Raw genomic sequence first — 19,156 nt, 5'->3', positions numbered from 1 at the left:
TGCGGCGTTTTGTTTGCCCGCGCTGTGTTGGCGGGGCTACGCTATTTGAATATCTGATTGAAATTGATTCTGAGCACTGATTGTTATGGATAACCCACATTACATGCGCCGTATCCGCAGTTTCGTACTGCGGCAAGGGCATTTGTCGACCGGCCAGGAACGCGCCATCGCCGAGTTCGGCCCCAAATACGTCATCGAGTACACGCCGGAACCGCTGGACCTGGATGCCGCCTTTGGCCGCCATGCGCCACGCATTCTGGAAATCGGTTTTGGCATGGGCCAGGCCACCGCCCAGATCGCGGGTAACGCGCCAGAGCAGGATTTCCTGGGCTGTGAAGTCCACACGCCGGGCGTCGGTAGTCTGCTTAAACTGGTGGGCGAGCAGAGTCTGACCAATATCCGCATCGTGCAGCATGATGTGGTGGACGTGCTGGAACACATGATCGCCCCGGCCAGCCTGGATGGCGTGCACGTGTTTTTCCCGGATCCGTGGCACAAGAAGCGCCATAACAAGCGCCGCCTGATCCAGCCGGACTTTCTCAAGTTGCTGGTCAGCCGTATCAAACAGGGCGGTTACGTGCATCTGGCGACGGATTGGGAAGACTACGCCATCCAGATGCTGGAAGTCCTGGGTGGCGAGAGCGCACTGCAAAATACGGCTGAGGGGTATGCCCCGCGCCCGGACTATCGCCCACTGACCAAGTTTGAACAGCGCGGAATCAATCTGGGCCACGGCGTGTGGGACCTGGTGTTCAAGGTTCGCTAACCGTTCTGTGCGCCAGATCGGTCGTCCCGCGTTTATCCATATATCATGGCGAAGTCGCCTTTTTGGGTGCTGCACATGGCTTTGAACTTGCGTCCGATCTGCCACAGCCTTTGTGCTTTGGGTCTGCTGGCCTCCGCTTCGACCACCCTTGCCGATGCCCAATCGCCAGGGCCGGGTTATTCGGGCTACCCGGGCCACGCCGCCAGCGCGCCGGCCACAAGCGGTACTGGCGCAGCGGCGGCCGGTCAGGATGATGGCCTGACGCTGGCCGGGGATACCATCGCCGCGCCACGTTGCGCCGCCATGCCCTACAAGCGCAAGGTACTGGTGACCCCGTTCTGGGTCAGTCAGCCCTCTCAGGCAGTAGATTTGCGCCAGCTGCAGGGTGGCATGCAGGATATCTTCCAGCAGCGGCTGACCCGCGCGGGTGGCTGGCTGACCAGCGCCAGCAAGCAGGAAGTGCCGTTTGACCTGCTACCGCGCTACGACGCGCCGGTGTTCATGCCCGATCAGGTGCGCCTCCTGGGGCGGCAGTTTGGTACGCAGATGGTGCTGGGCGGCATCGTCCACGATATCTCCACCGAAGGCGAAACCTATCACTTCACCCACGGCACCGACACCCGCCAGGGCGAGCGCAAGCTGGAGGCCGACGGCCCGATCATCGGTTTCTTTGGCGTTGGCATCAAAGCCACCCCTTCGACGCGCCATGCCGATATTGAGGTGTTTCTGTTTGATGCGGTGTCCGGCGCGCTGATTACGCAGCGTCGGGTGCAGGCGGAGGTCTCTGGTGAAATTCTGGCGCGAGACAGCCAGCCCGTCGGCTCGGCCGGTTTTATGAAAACGGACTTTGGCAAAGCCTTGGGCAAGGTTGCGGACCAACTGGTGGTTGCCATGCAGTCGGACGCGGCTTGTGTGCCATTTTCTGCCCGCGTTACCCGGGTGGATAACAATATTGCGTATGTAGATGCCGGCGCGCTGTCGGGTATTGCACCAGGGGATCGCTTGCAGTTCTTCCGCCAAAAAGCCGGCATGCAGTTCATCTCGCCACCGGGGGCCAACCCGGGCTTTGGCTTTGGTTTGCCGGAAGATCGCGCTGGTACGGTCACGGTGCGGGATGTCCAGGCGCAATTTGCGGCCGTGGGCATCGAGAAAAACCAGGCGCAGCCGGGTGACTTTGTACGTTTTGCGCCGCGCCCGCTCAACGCGCCCGCAGCGCCAGACCAGACCGCGGCGGATACCGCGCCGCAGCCGGCCAGCAATGCCAATGGCGTTCAGGTGATGAAACTCAACCCCTGACCGCCCGGACCCATGCCGTGCTTAACCGCAGGGCGTGGGCTCCAGCACGGTTCCCTTGAGGGTCGCGCTGGCTTTTTGCAGGGCGTCGCGCTGGGTGTCCGTGATGCCTTTGACGATAAAGCTGGTATGACGCAGCGCATCGTCCTTGTCACGGACGACGGCAGATTTCACCCCCTTGGCACGCAGATCGGCCAGGCGGCGTTCCCCCGCTTCATGCGTGGAGTACACCCCAAGCGAAATGGCGTTTTGCCATTTGCTGCCGTTGTTGACCACAAAGTAGTCATCAATCTGCAACTCGGCCAATTGTTCTGCCTTGCGCTTGGCCGCATCCAGATCGGGTTGCGGCGGGATGTACACCCAGACCTTGGCATTGGCGCCCAGATTTTGTTCATTGGCCACGATCTTCAACGCCTTGAGGCGGGTGCGTGCGGTATCTGCCTGATCGCCGGTCAGCCCGGTCCAGCGCAGACACACTTGCGGCCCGCTGGTGGTGACTTGTGCTACCGGCGCCGGGGTGGGCGTGGCGGCCGTCTTGACGGGGGTCGGTGCTGCCGTGGGTTCTGGTGACGGTGCTGGCGTTGCGCTGCTGGTCTCTGACGCGGTGGCGGCGGTACTGGCGGCCGGTTGGCTGGCAAAGCCCGCGTTGCCCGTCACGATATGCACTTTATCGGCGTTGACCTCATGCAAGGGCAAAATGGTCGGCAGTGCGTTGGGAAAAAACTTGTCCAGCGCAAAAAAAACAATGTTGGCGACCAGGAGAATGGCCAGAATCCATTTCATGCGTCAGGTTCCGTGCGGGTTGGGGCAGCGCTGAAGGCCAGCGCGGCAAGGCCATGCAGAACAAGGTTCTCGACCCGTTGATGCGGGGTTTTCAGATACGCCGACAACCGGGGTGCATCGCCGCCGGTGAGCAAGAGGCGCGGTTCTTCTGCGCGCCCCGTCAGTCGTTCGAACATGGATTCGATGCTGCCGGTGAGGGCACTCAGACAGCCGGTCTCGATGGCGTCTTCGGTCGAGGTCGGATAGTCATGGACCCGCCCATCGGCCAGTGGCAGGCGGGCGGTACCCTGGAACAAGGATTGTTTCATCAGCCGGTAGCCAGGCTGGATGCTGCCCCCCAGATAGACGCCATCTGCGGTTAGCGCTTCCACTGTCAGCGCCGTACCGGCATTGGCGACCACCAGCGCTTCATGGGGAAACAAGCTGCGCGCACCCAGTACCGAAGCCCAGCGATCCGGCCCCTGCTGTTCCAGCACGCGATAGCGGTTTTCTACGCCCAGCGCTTCACGCGTGACCGTCAGCCACTCAATCTGGATACCCCACAAATCAAACACGGCGCGGGTCAGAAAATCGCGGATATGTGGCTGCCCGACACTGCAGGCCAGCACGCGCTGCGGGCGGGGCAGGGCGTAGAACAGATTGTGCCAGGCGGCATCATCGGCGGCCTCCACTTCAACCACGTCGCCCCACTCAGCGCGCGTGTGGGCATGCGCCCATTTCAGCCGGGTATTGCCCAGATCAAGCAACAGAATCATGGCTTAGTTGCCCGCAAGGCGCAGGCTGACATCGCCCGCATGAATCAAGGTTTCAATACCGCTGGCGTCGGCCAGGCGCAGAGCGCCATCGGCGGTGACCCCAGCGGCAATGCCGGCTTGATGCTGGCCATCCGGCCGGCTGAGCGTCACCGGCAGGCCTTGCCAGGCGTGGCGGCGTTCCCAGTCAGCGTGAAAATCGCCAAAGCCGTTGCGGGCAAAGCGTTCCAGGCCGTGTTCCAGTTTTTCCAGCAAACGGGCCAGCAGGTCATTGCGCGATACATTGAGTCCATGCGCGTTCAGGCCGGTGACAATCTTGTCCACCTCCACTGCCGGCGGCAGCATGTTCAGGCCGATGCCGATCACCGCCCACGCCGGGCCCAGCGCATCGCCGGTCAGTTCAATCAGAATGCCACCGACCTTGGCATCTCCAATCAACAAGTCGTTGGGCCATTTGAGCGCGATCTGCTCGACGCCACATTGTGCGATGGTTTCCGCCACAATGCTGCCGATGGCCAGCGGCAAGCCGGCCAGGGTGGTCGCGCCGCCCGGAAAGGACCAGGCGAGCGAGAACATCAGGGTGCCACCGACACGGCCTTGCCAGCGGCGACCCATGCGGCCACGGCCTTGCTCCTGCCATTCTGCCGCCAGCGCCAGGCCATGCGCTGGCGCTGCCAGCAACTGCCGGTTGGTCGAGTCTGTCCGGTCTGCCACATCCACATGCAATACCCCGTGGCGCGGCAGCAGCCGCTGGATTTCCCGCGCATCCAGCCAGTCGATGGATTCAGTCAGCCGATAGCCCACGCCATGTTTGCGTTCCAGCGTGACACCGTAGTTTTCTGCCATGGCCAGTGCGGTGGAGACGCTGGCACGAGACAAATCCAGCGCCTGGGCAATCAAGGCACCAGAAACAAAGTTTTCGGCATTCAGGTGCCGCAAACAGGCAAGGGTATGGTTCATGGCGCAGATTTTAGCTCAGCTACCGCACAAAGTGCGGTTGCGCCGTGGATGGCGTGGCCGGCGGTGTTGTTTCGGCGGCAGCCCGAAAAAAAGCCGGCTTGCGCCGGCCGGTCAGAGCGTGCGGATCAAGGCGTTTCGGTGAACGTCTCAACCACGTGGTTCTGGTTGGTATAAATACAGATGTCGCCGGCGATCTCCAGCGCTTTTTTCACGATGAGGGCCGGTGGCAGATCGGTGTGCTCCAGCAATGCGCGGGCAGCGGCCTGCGCGTAAGCCCCGCCAGAACCAATGGCGGCAATGCCTTGCTCAGGCTCCAGTACGTCACCATTACCGGTAATCACCAGCGTAGCGGTGGGGTCTGCCACGATCAGCATGGCTTCCAGCCGGCGCAGCATGCGGTCGGTACGCCAGTCCTTGGCCAGTTCTACGGCGGCGCGCGTCAGGTTGCCCTGGTGTTTTTCCAGCTTGGATTCAAACCGTTCAAACAGCGTAAAGGCATCAGCCGTGCCGCCAGCAAAGCCGACAATTACTTTGTCGTTGTACAGCTTGCGTACTTTGCGCGCGGTGCCCTTGATCACGACATTGCCCAGCGTGACCTGGCCATCACCACCCACTGCGACATCACTGCCACGGCGGACCGAGACGATCGTTGTTCCGTCAAATTGCTCCATGAATTCTTCCTGCCAGTCAAAGGTTGTTGAAGAGCAAGTGGGGACGTTTGCGGATCTGTTCAAGCGTGACAAAGCAACAAGCCCGGCGCAGGGCCGGGCTTGGGGTGGAGCGCGCAGCACGGCGGCATCAGTTCCCGCCAATCTCCACCAGATCGCCAATGCCCATCAAGCGCAGCATGCCGGCGACCAGCGCATTGGCAGCGGCAATCCGTACCACTACGCCTTTTTGCACCAATTCCATGGCCAGATTCAGCATCTGGCCAGCGGTTTCGAAATCCACGCGGGTCACATCGCGAAAATCCAGCACGGGTTTGGTTTGCTGACTGGCAAAGTCCCGGATGCTCTGCATTTGCGCGGCGGCGCCTTGCAGCAACGCACCAGAGAGCACCAGGCGGTCGGGTGAGTGGGTGGACGGGGTTGGCGTCGCGGCTTGGGGCGATTTGGCCGCAGCGGCTTTGGGGGCCGGCGCAGTAAACACCGCAGAGCCATCCCACGACGGCGGCGATACTTCGTAGGTCACGGCGTAATCAATGGCCAGGTTCTCAAATGCATCCTGGTTACCGGTGGCCTGCGTGGTTTCCAGCAACAGCAACCAGTAAGGCGCTTCAGCGGGTGCGGTACGGCCAGGCTCGATCCGGGCGCTCAACAGTTTGATCATATTGTCCGCACCGACAATCTGCACCACGCTGCCCACCTTGCGCACGCTTTGCCAGCCAAACAACAACTCGGCAGCCGCCATGCTGTCGATCGCGGTGACTTTGGCCATATCCAGCTTGACCGGCGTGCCGGATTTACACGTCTTGACCAGACGGTCGACCTCTTTGGAGGTGTTGTCTCCGTTCATCTGGGCCGGCAACGCGATATAGCCCGCAGAGGCGGCAGCGGGGGCGCTGCTTGTGGCAGCAACAGGGCCGCCTTCACGCCACAACGGCGGGGTAGATTCAAATTCCACCACATACAAGAGCGCCAGTTCGTCAAAATCAGCGCGCTTGTTCAGTTGCTGGTACAGCTCAAACAGCATGGCCCAGGTTTCGACGCGGCGTTGGCCGCTGATGGCCTGCAAGGTGCCGCGCAGACTGGTCGCTGCGGCCGCAGTCTGGCCATTGGCGTATAGCACAACGGCTTCTTCTTCGGCCTCGTTCAGATGGGCGCCGCTGCTGTCCTCAACTTCAATAGTCAGTTCTTGCAGGTTGTAGCTGGACGATTCCGGTGCGGCGGGCGCGGGTGCGGCGCCTTTGGCCGCTGGTGCAGGTGCAGCGTTCGCTGCGGCAGGTGCCGGGCGAGTGTTGCCATCGGCAACGGGGGCCGGGGCAGGTGCGCGCGGAGACGTGACCGGACCGCCAGGTTGCGTCTCCGGTTTGCCGTCACCCTCTTTTTTCTTGAAAAACGAAAAAACCACGTTGATTAATCCGGGTCTGAATTCAAAAGTCACTCGGGCATGGTTAACGCCCGATCAAGTGAAATGCGCCATGGCATTGACATTACGTCCCGGCCATAATGGCCGCCCGGTAATGACATTTGCAAAGGTACTCTGGTTCACTCCGGTTTCCAGGCAGTTTGTAAAGTGCCCAGGTCATATCAATTCTGATCATTCTTATAATTGTGATTTTAAGCGGTAAGGCGGCCCGGCGGGAAGCCTGCTTACATGCGCAAGCAGCCAGAATGCCGGTTTGGTTTGTATCAGCGGCATACATTGTGTGATCTGCCCGCGACATTGACCCCCGTTTTACCGTCTGGCCCCCGCGTAAGAATACGCCTATACCTATTGCATGTACGGAGCATCGCGCAGAATGGATGCCCGTTTTGTCACCATAGTCTGATTTTCGGTCTGACCCTCTACGGAATTACCTGCATGCCTGCCCTGCCCACCAGGATCACCGCTTTTGTGCAAACGCCAGGTCGCATTGTGCGCTGGCTGACAGGATTGGTGGTGCTACTGGTGGCGATTTCCATCCTGGGTTTTTTACTGGTGCCCTGGCTGGCCCGTCCGCAACTGGAAAAAGCACTCAGCGCCGCGCTGCAACGCCCGACTACCGTGGCGGGAATGGCTTTCAACCCGTTCACACTGCAGGCGCGGCTGGATGGTCTGGATGTGCGTGAACACAACAAAACCGTGTTGTCGGCTGCGCACATTACGGCCAATCTGGACTGGGCATCCCTCTGGCGCCGGGGCCCGGTGTTATCAAAGCTGACGCTCGATACGCCGTATATCTGGGTGCAGCGCACCGGCGCCCAGCAATACAACTGGTCTGATCTGCTCAAGCCCGCCGCAGAACCCAAGCCCAGGAAAGAGGAAGGGCTCCCCCGGTTTGCGCTCTATAACATCCGGCTCAACAACGGGCGGATCGATTTTGATGATCGTGTTGTCAACAAGCAAAGTGCGGTCACGGCCATTGATCTGGGCATCCCGTTTATCTCCAGCCTGCCGGTGTTTGTGGAAACCGAAGTTGAACCCAGCCTTGCCTTCAAGCTGGATGGCTCGCCCTTTGAAATCCACGGCAAAACCACGCCCTTTGAAAATACCCGCCAGACCTCGGTCGACCTGAAGGTAGACGGGCTGGATATCCCGTCTTATCTCAAGTATGTGCCGGTAGAACTGGGTCTGCGCTTGCCGGCCGCCAAGTTCGATAGCCAGTTGCAACTGGTGTTCCGGCAAGAACATAACGCCCCGCAATTGCGTCTGACAGGCTCCGCCCAGTTGCGCGATGTGGATCTGACTGATGCCGCAGGCAAGCCCTTGCTGGTTTTGCCCAAGATGCGCACGGTGCTGGCAGACGTCCGCCCGCTGGCCGGGGTGTATCACCTGCAAAGTGTCGAAACAGAGGGTTTGCATCTGACGGTCGCGCATGCCGCGGATGGGTCCCTGAACTGGCTGCAGGCGTTGGCACCGGCCAAAGCCCAGGCCAGACCGGCCAGTGCCGCAGCATCTGCCGCCGGGGCGGAGACCGCTGCGGCCGGCAGCCCGCCCGATCTGGCCATTGCCAGTGTGGCGCTGCGCAAATCCCGCGTGGACTGGATTGATGAAGCGGTCAAACCGGCGTTCAGTACCTCGGTGGACCCGCTGGACCTGACGCTGCAGCATGTCTCGCTGGACAGTAAAACGCCCGTTGCCATGCAATTGAATGCGGTCACCACGGCCGGGGAAAAGCTCAGCCAGCAAGGCACACTGACCTTGCAGCCCCTGTCTGTGCAAACAGACCTGACGATTACTGGTCTCTCCCTGGCACGCTATCAGCCGTATGTGGGTTCGTTTCTGAACGCCACGCTGGCCGATGGCACGCTGGATTGGCACAGCACGGTGCACATGGCCCCGGGCGAGTTGCCACAGATTTCGGGGATTGATACCAGTATCAGCCACCTCAAGCTCAATCTGCCGGACATCAAAGATGGCAACCTGCAGTGGGGCAAGTTCTCGCTGACGGGGGCCGCACTGGATTTGCCGGCGCAGCGTTACCATCTGGGGCAGGTGGCGCTGACCGACCCGGTCTGGAATGCCGCCCGCGCTACCGATGGCCAGATTGACTGGACCCGCATCGTCAAACCGCAGCCGACGGGCAATGCGCATACCAGTAGCACTGCGGCCAGCAAACCGCTGCGCGTGACCGCCAGCGGTATTGCGGTGAGCAACTTCAGTTCGCGCTTTCTGGATCACCAGTTGCCCAAGCTGCCGCCGGTCACGCTCAAAAGCCTGACGCTACAAACCGGGCCGATTGATTACCCGTCCGCCACACCCACCGACATCAAACTACAGGCACTGGGGGGGCATGGTGGCAAGTACGAGGTCTCTGGCTCGGTTGCCAACACGCCGGCCGCCGGCAAGCTCAAGCTCAATTTGCAGAATCTGGATATCGGCTATGGTCAGGCGTATTTCTCGCGCTGGCTGAATGTGACTGTGCCGACCATCAAGGTCTCCATGAAAGGCGATCTGGTCTTTGGCACGGCGCCCAAATTCACCGGCAGTTACAAGGGCAATCTGCGGGTCGCTGATCTGTATTCGATCGACAAGGTCTCTGGCGAAGATTTTCTTAAATGGAAATCGCTGGACGTCAACGGGATCGACGCGCGCTTTGAACCGCTGCGCGTCAACGTCAATACCGTCGCGCTGCAAAACTTTTACTCCCGCCTGGTGCTATACCCGGATGGTCACCTGAACCTGGCGGACATCGTCGTCAAAGAAGGGCAGCCGCGCGGGCAACGGGTGTCCCTGACCAATACCGGGATGAACGCCTCGGCCCCGCAAGCCGCAACGCCCACGCCAACACCCAAACCGGGTGCGATCGCCTCCGCCCCGGTGAACGCGCCGCCGGCCAAACCATTGCCGCCGATCCGCATCGGCACCATCAAGCTGGCGGGCGGCAATATCAATTACACCGACAACTTTGTGAAGCCTAATTACACGGCCAACCTGACCGATATGGGCGGGACCATCAGCGGTCTTTCTTCTGCCGAAGACGCCCGCGCCACGCTGGATATCAAAGGCAGTGTGGACCGCATTGCCCCGGTCGCGGTCAGCGGTCAGCTCAACCCGCTGGCACAACAATTGTTCCTGGATATCACGGCCTCCGTGAAAGGCTATGAACTGGCGGCGGCATCGACCTATTCGGCCAAATACGCCGGCTACGGCATCGAGAAAGGCAAGCTCTCGATGGACGTGCACTACCAGATTGCCAACCGCAAGCTCCAGGCGCAGAACAAGATCATGCTCGACCAGCTCACCCTGGGCGACAAGGTCGATAGTCCGGACGCCACCAAACTGCCGGTGCGCCTTGCACTGTCTTTGCTGACCGATCACAACGGCCAGATCAATCTGGATTTGCCGGTGGCCGGCTCGCTGGATGACCCGCAATTCAGCGTGGGCGGCTTGATCATCAAGGTCATCGTCAACCTGCTGGAAAAAGCCATCACCGCGCCATTTGACCTGTTGGCCAACGCGTTTGGCGGCGGCCCGCAATTTGCCTACGCCCCCTTTGAACCGGGCTCCGCCGTACTGGATACCAAAACCCAGGACAGCCTGGATAAGCTGCAAAAAGCGCTGACCGATCGCCCGGCGATCAAGATGGAAATCACCGGTTGGGCCGACCCGAATATCGACCTGGTGGGATTGCGCAAACAGATGGTGCAATCGCGCATGAAGGCGATCAAGGCGCGGCAACTGACCGACCGTGGCGAAACGGTCACGGATGAATCTGCGCTGGAAATCACCCCGCAGGAATACCCGCAGTTGCTGACCCGGGTCTACAAACAGGCCAAGTTCCCGGATAAACCGACCAACCTGATTGGCATGGATAAATCCCTGCCGACCGAAGAAATGGAAAAACAACTGTTCGCGCACCTGCCAGTCAATGACAACGACTTGCGGCAACTGGCGTCCCAACGCAGTCTGGCGGTGAAAGATTTCTTGCAGCAAAAAGGCGTGGATGCCGCCCGGCTTTATGTCACCCAGCCGCGTGTCGATGGCGGTGGCGCAGACAAGCCCAAAGATGGCGGCCCGACCACGCGGGCGGCGTTCAAGCTCAATTGACTTGGGTCTGAACCGGGTTATTCCAAACCAAACGGGCGCTCCAGCAGGGGCGCCCGTTTGGTTTGCCGGGGGCAGGTCTGTTCATGTCAATGCGTTATCAGATGGGCATACGCAAAAACACCTGCGTTACGCCCAGCAAAGGCAACTGGAGTGCCTTCTGCACTTTGGGCGTTAATAGCAACGGTTTGAGCAACATCTTGATGGTCATCTCCACCGGCAAATTGCGCCGGATCAGGCCGCTCACCGCGCGGTTGATCTGCCGGCGATACGTGGCCGGGGCGGTGGGATTGTGGTGGTTGAACGCATGGCGCAAGGCAATCTCGGCATCGCTGTTGCGGAGTTCCAGCAACCGGCGATAGAGCGTGCCCAGGGTCTTGCGGCGGGTCAGGTGTTCGGTTTCGCGGTAGCGCAAAAAATAGTGATAGAAGTGTTTGTAGTGGGTCACTTCGTCCCGCCGGATATGGTCGGTGATCTGCCGCAGTACGGGTTCGTCGGTGCAACTCATGATGGCGCGGTACAGGCTGGATGTCCCGGTTTCTACCACGCAACGCGCCGCCAGTTCCTGGGCGCGCGTGGGCTCCAGTTCTTCGGCCACGCACAGCGTGGCGTACTCTGCAAAGAAATCATCAAACGCCGCCTGCCACGGAAAATCCGGCCAGACATGCTGTACATATGCGCGCAGCACCTGGCCGTGTTGCATTTCTTCTTGTTCCCAGCGGCTTTGCAGCCAGACCGAGACCTCCGGGTCATCGGCAAAGAACGCCACCAGATTGTGGGTATACAGATCGGCCCCGCTTTCAATGAAAGAAGAGGCGATCAGCAGATAGAACAACGTTTCGTTGTGCTGGATGCGATCCGGGTCAATGCGGGTCAGGTCAATGTCCCGGAAATCCCAGGACAAGGGTTCGGCAGCGGGTAGTGTCATGAGCCTTCTCCAGACGGGCCGGCTGCATCGTGTACAACAGGCCTTCGGTGGGCGATTTGCACAGCTTTCATGCAATCAACGGTTTTCCCGCAGTGCGGGATGACACTTCATTTTTAGTGGATGCAACACCCGCCTGGGTAGAGAACATCTGACTTTTTGGGGGGAGGTTTATTCCTACAACAGCGTAACGCCGGGTAATTCTTTGGCGCTGACCGTGCGCACAATGCTGACAAACTCCTGCAAATACGCCACTTGCGCGCGTTCTGCCGCCACAGCCGCGTAAAGCTCGCTGGTCAAACCGTGTTCTGTGATCGGCTTGGCAACCACGTAGCCGCGCTCCAGATAAGTTTGCACACTCCAATGCGGCAGTGCAGCAATGCCGCGTCGGCTGGCCACCAGTTGCAAGATGGCCACGGTCAGTTCGGTGGTGCGGCGCGGCGGGTTGATCCCCGCCGGGCGCAGGACTTTGCGGATCAAATCAAGCATGTCGTCCGGTACGGGGTAGGTGATCAGCGTCTCGCTGGCGAAGTCGGTGGCGTCCAGCCAGTCTTTGGCGGCCAGTGGGTGATCACGCGCGACCAGGCCGATCATTTCGCTGACAAACAGCGGGTGATGCACCACGCGTGACTCGGGCTCCAGCTCCGACACAATCGCCAGGTCGGCACGGTCTTCAAAAATCAGTCCGACCGGATCGGCATGAAAGCCAGAAACGATATCGAGCTCTACTTCTGGCCAGCGCTCCCGGAAGATATCCATCGCCGGCATCAACCAGTCAAAGCAGGTGTGGCATTCCACGGCAATGCGTAACTGGCCGGCTTCGCCCTCACGCAGTTTGGCAATATCCCGTTCGGCCGCGTTCACCTGGGGCATCACGGTCTGGGCCAGCAATAGCAGTTTTTCGCCGGCCGGGGTAAACGCCAGGGTGCTGCCCTTGCGATTCAACAGCGGCACGCCGTAGTGATCTTCCAGCAGGCGCAACTGGTGCGAGATGGCCGATTGCGTCAGATGCAGCCGCTCTGCCGCGCGCGTAATGCTTTTATGGTCATGGATAGCCGCCAGTGTTTTCAGATGGCGCAGCTCCAGCAGCGATTGCATGATCAGCTCTCATGTCATTGGTGAATATTTTGAATTTGAATCATAACGGGCCGACGTTCATGATGACAAGTCAAATTCATGGATATGGAGAAAATCATGACCAAGGCTCATGTTTTGGGTTTTCCGCGCATTGGTGCACAGCGCGAACTGAAGTTTGCGCAAGAAAAATTCTGGCGCGGCGACATCGACGAGGCGGCGCTGACCAAAACCGGCGCGGACCTGCGCCGCACGCATTGGGCCTGGCAGCATGAAGCCGGCCTGGATTTTGTCGCAGCCGGTGATTTTGCCTGGTACGACCAGATGCTGAACACCGCCGTGCTGTTGGGGGCGATCCCGCCCCGCTTTGGTTTTGACGCGCAAAAACTCACGCTCAAACAGTACTTTGAACTGGCCCGTGGCAACGCCGCGCAACCCGCGCTGGAAATGACCAAATGGTTTGATACCAACTACCACTATCTGGTCCCGGAACTGGATGCCCAAACCCGCTTTGACGGTGGCGTGGACTGGTTCTTCTATGAAGTAGATGAAGCGCGCTCGCAAGGTCACCAGGTCAAACCGGTGCTGATTGGTCCGCTCACCTTCTTGTATCTGGCCAAGAGCAAGACGCCGGGCCTGGACACATTGTCTTTGCTGGGGCGGATTGTGCCGGCCTATCGCCGCATTCTGGAAAAACTGGCGGCGCGCGGGGTGGAATGGGTGCAGATCGATGAACCCATCCTTGCGCTGGAGCTGCCACAAGCGTGGCTGGACGGTTTTGCGCCGGTCTACCGCGAGTTCTCGCAAACCGGCCTCAAGCTCTTGCTGGGCACTTATTTTGAAAGTGTGGCGGACCATGCCGCACTGCTGGCTACCTTGCCGGTGGCGGGGGTACATCTGGACCTTGTGCGGGCGCCGCAACAACTGGAGCCGTTCCTGGCGCAATGGCCGGCGGACAAAGTGCTATCACTGGGAGTGGTCGATGGCCGCAATATCTGGGCGAACGATCTGACCGCTTCGCTGGCTACCTTGCAACATGCCCGCGCGCAACTGGGCAACAGGTTATGGGTGGCTTCCAGCTCATCCCTGTTGCATAGCCCGGTGGATCTGGAACACGAAACCGCGCTGGATGCAGAACTCATCTCGTGGCTGGCGTTTGCCCGCCAGAAACTGGCCGAGGTAGCCAATCTCAAGCGCGGCCTGACGGAGGGCGTGAGCCGCATCAGCGCCGTGCTGGCGGCGTCAGATGCCGCGCAAGCATCGCGCCGCAGCTCGGCGCGGATTCATCAGCCGGCGGTCCAGGCCCGGGTGGCCGGCTTGCAAGCGCGCGACGCCCAGCGCTTCTCGGCCTTTGCGGTGCGTCAGCCCAAACAGCAAGCCTGGCTCAAGTTGCCGCCCCTACCGACGACCACTATTGGCAGCTTTCCACAAACCGCAGAAATCCGCGCCGCCCGCGCCGCGTTCAAGCGTGGCGTATTGCCAGAAGCTGAATATCGCGCCGCCATGCAGGCCGAAATCCGCCTGGTGGTCGAGAAACAGGAACGCCTTGGTATTGATGTGCTGGTGCATGGCGAGCCAGAGCGCAATGACATGGTCGAATACTTTGGCGAGCAATTGTCCGGTTTTGCCTTCACCCGCAATGGCTGGGTGCAAAGTTACGGCAGCCGCTGCGTCAAACCGCCCATCCTGTTTGGGGATGTCGCGCGCCCGACGCCCATGACGGTGGAGTGGAGCCAGTACGCCCAAAGCCTGACTGCCAAACCCATGAAAGGCATGCTGACTGGCCCGGTGACGATTTTGCAGTGGTCCTTTGTGCGCAATGACCTGCCGCGCAGCGAGATCACGCTGCAGATTGCCTTGGCCATCCGGGATGAAGTGGTGGATCTGGAGCAGGCCGGTATCCGCGTGATCCAGATCGATGAGCCGGCCTTCCGGGAGGGTTTGCCGCTGAAAAAGCGCGACTGGTTGAGCTATCTGGACTGGGCTGGTAAGGCGTTTCGGGTTTCTGCCAGTGGCGTGGCGGATGAAACGCAGATCCACACCCACATGTGCTATTCGGAGTTCAACGATATTTTGCCGGCGATTGCCGCGCTGGATGCCGATGTGATCACCATTGAGACCTCACGCTCGGATATGGAACTGCTGGCTGGGTTTGGTCAGTTTGCCTACCCCAACGAAATTGGTCCGGGCGTGTACGACATTCACAGCCCGCGCGTGCCGCCGGTGGACGATATGCTGCGGCTGATCCGCAAAGCGGCCGAAGTGGTGCCGGCAGAGCGCTTGTGGATCAACCCGGACTGCGGCCTGAAAACCCGTGGCTGGCCGGAAACCGAAGCCGCACTGGCCACCATGCTGGACGCCACCCGTCGCGCCCGTGCAGAACTGGCGCGCGCAGGCAAACTGGCGGCGGATAACAGCCCATATCGCGCGCACGGGCATAGTGGTCATTGCGATTGCGCCCACTGAATGTGTGGGTGGTGATCGGTCAAAAAGCCCGGTGAAATGCCGGGCTTTTTGCTGTCCAGGCCATCACTGAGGCGGTGGATTTCAGTCATCTTTACGCAAGGAATCATTCCCCTGTCCTGGTCGCGTGACATAGTTCCAACACTTGCCCATGTAGTCGAAGGGACCTTCATGAAACCGGTTAGAATCCTCCCCGACCCCGCCCGGTTTGACCCTCACAAAACAAGAACATAACGACGATGGATTCTGTCCTTAACTACAACAGAGACCCGGATTTTGAGTCCGCCCAGAAACGCGGCGTGCGTATTCCGGCGCGCTGGCGCGTTGTGGTGATCGGCGCGGGGCAAAAGCGTGCTGGCCGCAGCGTCAATGTCGCGCCCTCTGGGGTGGCACTCCATTGCGAACACACTTTGCCCATAGGCTGGAGTGGCGACGTCTTCCTGGAAGTGCCCTCTCAAACTCCGGCCGCTCAGGGGGGCATGCCGCTGGTGCTGCGTTTCCCCGCGAAGGTGGCCTACGCCGTTCATGACAGCGCATCCCGCTGTTTCCGTATCGGCATGCAATTTGCCGATGTCGACAAAGACACCGAAGCAAAACTGATTGATGAGCTGATCAAGCGCTACCCATCGCAGGCGCGCTCATTGCGGTAGTTGGCTGCGAGCGGCAACCAACAAAAACACCCCGGCGCACCGGAGTGTTTTTGTTTTGTAGCACTGGTGTTACGCCACTTGCCGGGCTGCCCGCGCCGGCATCGGCGCTTTCATCAGGGCCAGATAGGCCACGCCACCCAGCGCGCAGCCGATAAACCAGTTGAAGTCCGCCAGCGATTTGATCCCGGCAAAGGTGATCAGCAAACCCGCCGCCACGGAGGGCACCAATGCCATGACTGCGCGCTTGTTCACGCCGCCGTCGTACCAGTAGGCAGAACTCGGGCCATCTTTGTACAGATCATCGATCTCAATCTTCTGTTCACGCACCAGGTAAAAGTCAGCCAGCAAGATACCGAACAGCGGGCCAATGAAGGCGGCCAGGGTGTCGAGCGTGTAGTGGATCACGTCAGGTGAGTTAAACAGGTTCCACGGGGTGATGAACACCGAACCAATCGCCGCAATAAAGCCGCCAGTGCGGAACGACACCTTGCCTGGATTGCAGTTAGAGAAATCAAATGCCGGCGAGACAAAGTTGGCGACGATATTGATACCGATCGTGGCGGTAACAAAGGTGAACGCACCCAGCACGGCCACGGTGGTGTTGTCGATGCGGGCGACCACCTGGATCGGATCGGTAATCATCTGGCCAAAGACGGGAATGGTGCCGGATGTGATGACCACCGTTACGATGGAAAACGCCAGGAAGTTGATCGGCAGGCCCCAGAAATTGCCGCGTTTGACCTCAGAGAAGGATTTGCCGTAACGGGAGAAATCGCCAAAATTCAGCATTGGGCCAGAGAAGTACGACACCACCAGCGCAATGGCCGTGATCATCGGGCCAATCACCGCCAGGCCGTGGTATTTGACCTCACCCAGATTGAGCGTGATCTTGCCCGGCCCCGCCTTCATCACAATCCACACCGCCAGGGCGGCCATCACGATGTACACCGCCGGGCCCGCCCAGTCGATAAAGCGCTTGATGGTCTCCATACCGTTCCAGAACACAATGGCTTGCAGCACCCACATGGTCATGAAGCCCAACCAACCCAGGTGAGAGAGCCCGGCAAACTGGCTATGGCTGAGGGACTCCAGCGCCGGGAAGAAACGCACCAGCACAATGGTCAGCGCGCTGGAGGCCAGGAACGTCTGAATGCCGTACCAGGCCACGGCAATCAGGCCGCGAATGATCGCTGGAATATTGGCACCCCACACCCCGAACGCCATGCGACAGATGACAGGGTAGGGCACACCGGCTTGCTGGCTGGGTTTGGCGACCCAGTTGGCAAACAGATTCACCAGACAAATACCTGCCAGCAGGGACACCAGTACCTGCCAGCTGGAAAGCCCCAACGCAAACAGACTGCCGGCAAAGACATAGCCACCCACGCTATGCACGTCAGACATCCAGAACGCAAAGATGTTGTACCAGTTCCAGTCCTGCTTTTTCAGCGGGCCCAGATCTTCGTTGTAAAGCCGGCTGCTGTAGCCGGCTGGCGTTTGCTCAGACATTGAATGACTCCTGACCTGTTGAATTGCCATGCCGCATGAGGCCGCAGCCGCATGCAACGCATTTTGTATACAATCAGATGCATCGACCCTTGTACTGCGTCATTCGAAATCAGGCGGGTCTGCAGGAGTGGTTGAGCAAGAAGCGTTCCAGGGTGACATCAATGCGTCATATAACGCGCATATTGGCGGTGCGTTGTGCGGGAGTGCTACGATAGGTGTTATTCGAACGGGATAATTTTTGTATACAATGTTTATAAAAAACGAATACAAAAATGATTCAAACTGGTGCGGGCCGCACCAGAAACTGGCACCAACAAAGGTAAAAACATGTCTGGCAGAACGCGTGACGAAGCCATTTACGAGAACCTGCATACCGCCATTTTCGAAGTGCAACTCCCACCCGGTACACGTCTGCCAGAAGATGATCTGGCCGAGACCTTTGGGGTTTCCCGCACTGGCATCCGCAAGGTGTTGCAACGACTGGCGCATGAACGTCTGGTCGAGATCGTCCCCAACAAGGGCGCGTCGGTGGCCCAGCCCTCAGTGAAAGAAGCGCGTGAGGTGTTTGCCGCCCGCCGCATGATTGAATGCGCGGCCTTGCCCCAGGTGATCGCCCACGCCCGCGCCGCGCAAATCAAGGCGTTGGGCGAGATCATGGAGAAAGAAGACGCCGCGCAACTGGCCGGCGACCGCCAGGCGGCGATCAGACTCTCTGGCGAATTTCATCTGGCGCTGATCCGTATTGCAGATAACGACACGTTGTCCCACTTTTTGCGGGAATTGGTGACACGTTCGTCGCTGATCATTGCCACTTACGGCGCGCCGATCGCCGTCTCTTGCCGCCATAGCGAACACGAACAGATTCTGGACCTGATCGGCCAGCGCGACGTGGCCGCCGCAGTGCAGTGGATGGAGCAGCATTTGCTGGAAGTAGAACGCAGTTGTTCCTTTGCCAGCGCAGAGGCCGAACCGGATTTGAAAGCCATTCTGGGCAACATTGCCAAACGGCGTGGCACAGGTCTTGCATAAGCACTGAACATCACCGTTTCAGGACAGCACCATGCGCATCCGCATCATCAACGCCAATACCTCCACCGCCATGACCGACAAAATGGGCGTGGCCGCGCTCAATGTCGCCCGACCGGGAACCGAGATCATTGCCGTTAACCCCGCCAGCGGCCCGCTGACGATTGAAAGCCATTTTGATGAAACCGTGGCGGCGGTGGGCGTATGTGAGGAAATCCGCGCGGGGGAGGCGGCCGGCACGAATGCCTACGTGATTGCCTGTTTTGGGGACCCTGGCTTGTACGCTGCACGCGAACTCACGCTTGCACCGGTGATCGGCATTGCCGAAGCCGCGTTTCACGTCGCCAGTCTGATCGCAACCCGGTTCTCGGTTGTGACCACGCTGGGCCGCACCGGCATCATGGCCGAGCGCTTGCTGCATGAGTACGGCATGGGCATCCGCTGCCGCAAAGTACGCGCGGCTGAAATTCCCGTACTGGCGCTGGAACATGAGGCGGACACGGCTTACCGGTTGATTGAGGCCGAATGTATCCGCGCGCGGGACGAAGACAATATTGGCGCGATTGTGCTGGGGTGTGGCGGTATGGCCGATCTGGCGGCACGGCTGACGGCCCGTATTGGCCTGCCGGTGGTGGAAGGTGTTGCGGCGGCGGTGGCGCTGGCCGAATCACTGGTTACACTGAAACTGCAAACCAGCAAATTTGGCGACCTCGCCGCACCCCCCGCCAAACCCTTTACCGGTGAGTTTGCCCGTTATTCTTGCTGA

The 19,156-nt window shown here is 59.9% G+C and carries 15 protein-coding genes; 7 read left to right on the top strand and 8 right to left on the bottom strand.

Translation table 11 applies throughout. The features are described from left to right. Positions 1-85: 85 nt before the first annotated feature. Positions 86-766: a tRNA (guanosine(46)-N7)-methyltransferase TrmB gene (gene trmB / locus HNQ50_RS18320; protein WP_184102667.1), complete on the top strand. Its 681-nt coding sequence runs from the start codon at positions 86-88 to the stop codon at positions 764-766. Between the two features lie 75 nt (positions 767-841). Beyond that, a complete protein-coding gene (locus tag HNQ50_RS18315; protein ID WP_184102666.1) occupies positions 842-2,062 on the top strand; it encodes a flagella assembly protein FlgT middle domain-containing protein in 1,221 nt (406 codons plus the stop codon). Between the two features lie 21 nt (positions 2,063-2,083). Here HNQ50_RS18315 and HNQ50_RS18310 read toward each other — a convergent pair whose 3' ends face one another. The 5 genes from HNQ50_RS18310 to HNQ50_RS18290 form a co-directional block, all read right to left on the bottom strand. Further along, the gene (locus tag HNQ50_RS18310; protein WP_184102665.1) at positions 2,084-2,842 is read right to left on the bottom strand and encodes an SPOR domain-containing protein; all 759 of its coding nucleotides are present in this window, start codon (positions 2,840-2,842) and stop codon (positions 2,084-2,086) included. After that, entirely contained in the window at positions 2,839-3,597 is a 759-nt protein-coding gene (locus HNQ50_RS18305; protein ID WP_184102664.1) for a type III pantothenate kinase, read from the bottom strand. Before HNQ50_RS18305 ends, HNQ50_RS18310 begins: the two co-directional genes overlap by 4 nt. 3 nt (positions 3,598-3,600) lie before the next feature. Further along, positions 3,601-4,554, bottom strand: a complete 954-nt coding sequence (locus HNQ50_RS18300; RefSeq protein WP_184102663.1) for a biotin--[acetyl-CoA-carboxylase] ligase — start codon at positions 4,552-4,554, stop codon at positions 3,601-3,603. Positions 4,555-4,679: 125 nt separating this feature from the next. Then, a complete protein-coding gene (hslV, locus tag HNQ50_RS18295; RefSeq protein WP_184102662.1) occupies positions 4,680-5,225 on the bottom strand; it encodes an ATP-dependent protease subunit HslV in 546 nt (181 codons plus the stop codon). 127 nt (positions 5,226-5,352) lie between these two features. Then, complete coding sequence (locus HNQ50_RS18290; protein ID WP_184102661.1) at positions 5,353-6,624, bottom strand: STAS domain-containing protein; 1,272 nt, start codon at positions 6,622-6,624, stop codon at positions 5,353-5,355. A gap of 453 nt (positions 6,625-7,077) precedes the next feature. On the opposite strand from HNQ50_RS18290, the gene HNQ50_RS18285 reads away from it, so the two are divergent. After that, complete coding sequence (locus HNQ50_RS18285) at positions 7,078-10,746, top strand: DUF748 domain-containing protein (RefSeq protein WP_184102660.1); 3,669 nt, start codon at positions 7,078-7,080, stop codon at positions 10,744-10,746. Between the two features lie 97 nt (positions 10,747-10,843). On the opposite strand, the gene HNQ50_RS18280 is transcribed toward HNQ50_RS18285, so the two are convergent. Together HNQ50_RS18280 and HNQ50_RS18275 are read right to left on the bottom strand one after the other, a co-directional pair. Continuing rightward, the gene (locus HNQ50_RS18280; protein WP_184102659.1) at positions 10,844-11,671 is read right to left on the bottom strand and encodes a ferritin-like domain-containing protein; all 828 of its coding nucleotides are present in this window, start codon (positions 11,669-11,671) and stop codon (positions 10,844-10,846) included. Between the two features lie 174 nt (positions 11,672-11,845). Further along, complete coding sequence (locus HNQ50_RS18275) at positions 11,846-12,766, bottom strand: LysR family transcriptional regulator (protein ID WP_184102658.1); 921 nt, start codon at positions 12,764-12,766, stop codon at positions 11,846-11,848. Between the two features lie 96 nt (positions 12,767-12,862). Here HNQ50_RS18275 and metE point away from each other — a divergent pair, with 96 nt between their 5' ends. Together metE and HNQ50_RS18265 are read left to right on the top strand one after the other, a co-directional pair. Then, a complete protein-coding gene (metE, locus tag HNQ50_RS18270; RefSeq protein WP_184102657.1) occupies positions 12,863-15,208 on the top strand; it encodes a 5-methyltetrahydropteroyltriglutamate--homocysteine S-methyltransferase in 2,346 nt (781 codons plus the stop codon). Positions 15,209-15,444: 236 nt separating this feature from the next. Continuing rightward, the gene (locus HNQ50_RS18265) at positions 15,445-15,855 is read left to right on the top strand and encodes a PilZ domain-containing protein (RefSeq protein WP_184102656.1); all 411 of its coding nucleotides are present in this window, start codon (positions 15,445-15,447) and stop codon (positions 15,853-15,855) included. Positions 15,856-15,924: 69 nt separating this feature from the next. Here HNQ50_RS18265 and HNQ50_RS18260 read toward each other — a convergent pair whose 3' ends face one another. Continuing rightward, on the bottom strand, positions 15,925-17,364 hold the full coding sequence (locus HNQ50_RS18260; protein WP_184102655.1) for an NCS1 family nucleobase:cation symporter-1: 1,440 nt from the start codon (positions 17,362-17,364) through the stop codon (positions 15,925-15,927). Between the two features lie 327 nt (positions 17,365-17,691). Here HNQ50_RS18260 and HNQ50_RS18255 point away from each other — a divergent pair, with 327 nt between their 5' ends. Next, positions 17,692-18,393 carry a GntR family transcriptional regulator gene (locus HNQ50_RS18255; protein WP_184102654.1) on the top strand — a complete coding sequence of 234 codons (702 nt, stop codon included), beginning with the start codon at positions 17,692-17,694 and terminating at the stop codon, positions 18,391-18,393. Positions 18,394-18,424: 31 nt separating this feature from the next. Next, positions 18,425-19,156, top strand: coding sequence for an aspartate/glutamate racemase family protein (locus HNQ50_RS18250; RefSeq protein ID WP_184102653.1), 732 nt, complete (start codon positions 18,425-18,427; stop codon positions 19,154-19,156).

Origin of the sequence: Silvimonas terrae (assembly GCF_014202765.1) — a bacterium.
GTDB classification, from domain to species: Bacteria; Pseudomonadota; Gammaproteobacteria; order Burkholderiales; family Chitinibacteraceae; genus Silvimonas; species Silvimonas terrae.
This window is presented reverse-complemented; position numbering and strand designations above follow the sequence as displayed.

Excerpts from the sequence above, each read along its gene's own strand:
- HNQ50_RS18255 (WP_184102654.1), top strand. The coding sequence starts at position 17,692 with ATGTCTGGCAGAACGCGTGACGAAGCCATTTACGAGAACCTGCATACC.
- HNQ50_RS18315 (WP_184102666.1), top strand. The coding sequence starts at position 842 with ATGGCTTTGAACTTGCGTCCGATCTGCCACAGCCTTTGTGCTTTGGGT.
- metE (WP_184102657.1), top strand. The coding sequence starts at position 12,863 with ATGACCAAGGCTCATGTTTTGGGTTTTCCGCGCATTGGTGCACAGCGC.
- HNQ50_RS18250 (WP_184102653.1), top strand. The coding sequence starts at position 18,425 with ATGCGCATCCGCATCATCAACGCCAATACCTCCACCGCCATGACCGAC.
- HNQ50_RS18300 (WP_184102663.1), bottom strand. The coding sequence starts at position 4,554 with ATGAACCATACCCTTGCCTGTTTGCGGCACCTGAATGCCGAAAACTTT.
- HNQ50_RS18310 (WP_184102665.1), bottom strand. The coding sequence starts at position 2,842 with ATGAAATGGATTCTGGCCATTCTCCTGGTCGCCAACATTGTTTTTTTT.
- HNQ50_RS18305 (WP_184102664.1), bottom strand. The coding sequence starts at position 3,597 with ATGATTCTGTTGCTTGATCTGGGCAATACCCGGCTGAAATGGGCGCAT.
- HNQ50_RS18275 (WP_184102658.1), bottom strand. The coding sequence starts at position 12,766 with ATGCAATCGCTGCTGGAGCTGCGCCATCTGAAAACACTGGCGGCTATC.
- hslV (WP_184102662.1), bottom strand. The coding sequence starts at position 5,225 with ATGGAGCAATTTGACGGAACAACGATCGTCTCGGTCCGCCGTGGCAGT.
- HNQ50_RS18260 (WP_184102655.1), bottom strand. The coding sequence starts at position 17,364 with ATGTCTGAGCAAACGCCAGCCGGCTACAGCAGCCGGCTTTACAACGAA.
- HNQ50_RS18265 (WP_184102656.1), top strand. The coding sequence starts at position 15,445 with ATGGATTCTGTCCTTAACTACAACAGAGACCCGGATTTTGAGTCCGCC.
- trmB (WP_184102667.1), top strand. The coding sequence starts at position 86 with ATGGATAACCCACATTACATGCGCCGTATCCGCAGTTTCGTACTGCGG.
- HNQ50_RS18280 (WP_184102659.1), bottom strand. The coding sequence starts at position 11,671 with ATGACACTACCCGCTGCCGAACCCTTGTCCTGGGATTTCCGGGACATT.
- HNQ50_RS18285 (WP_184102660.1), top strand. The coding sequence starts at position 7,078 with ATGCCTGCCCTGCCCACCAGGATCACCGCTTTTGTGCAAACGCCAGGT.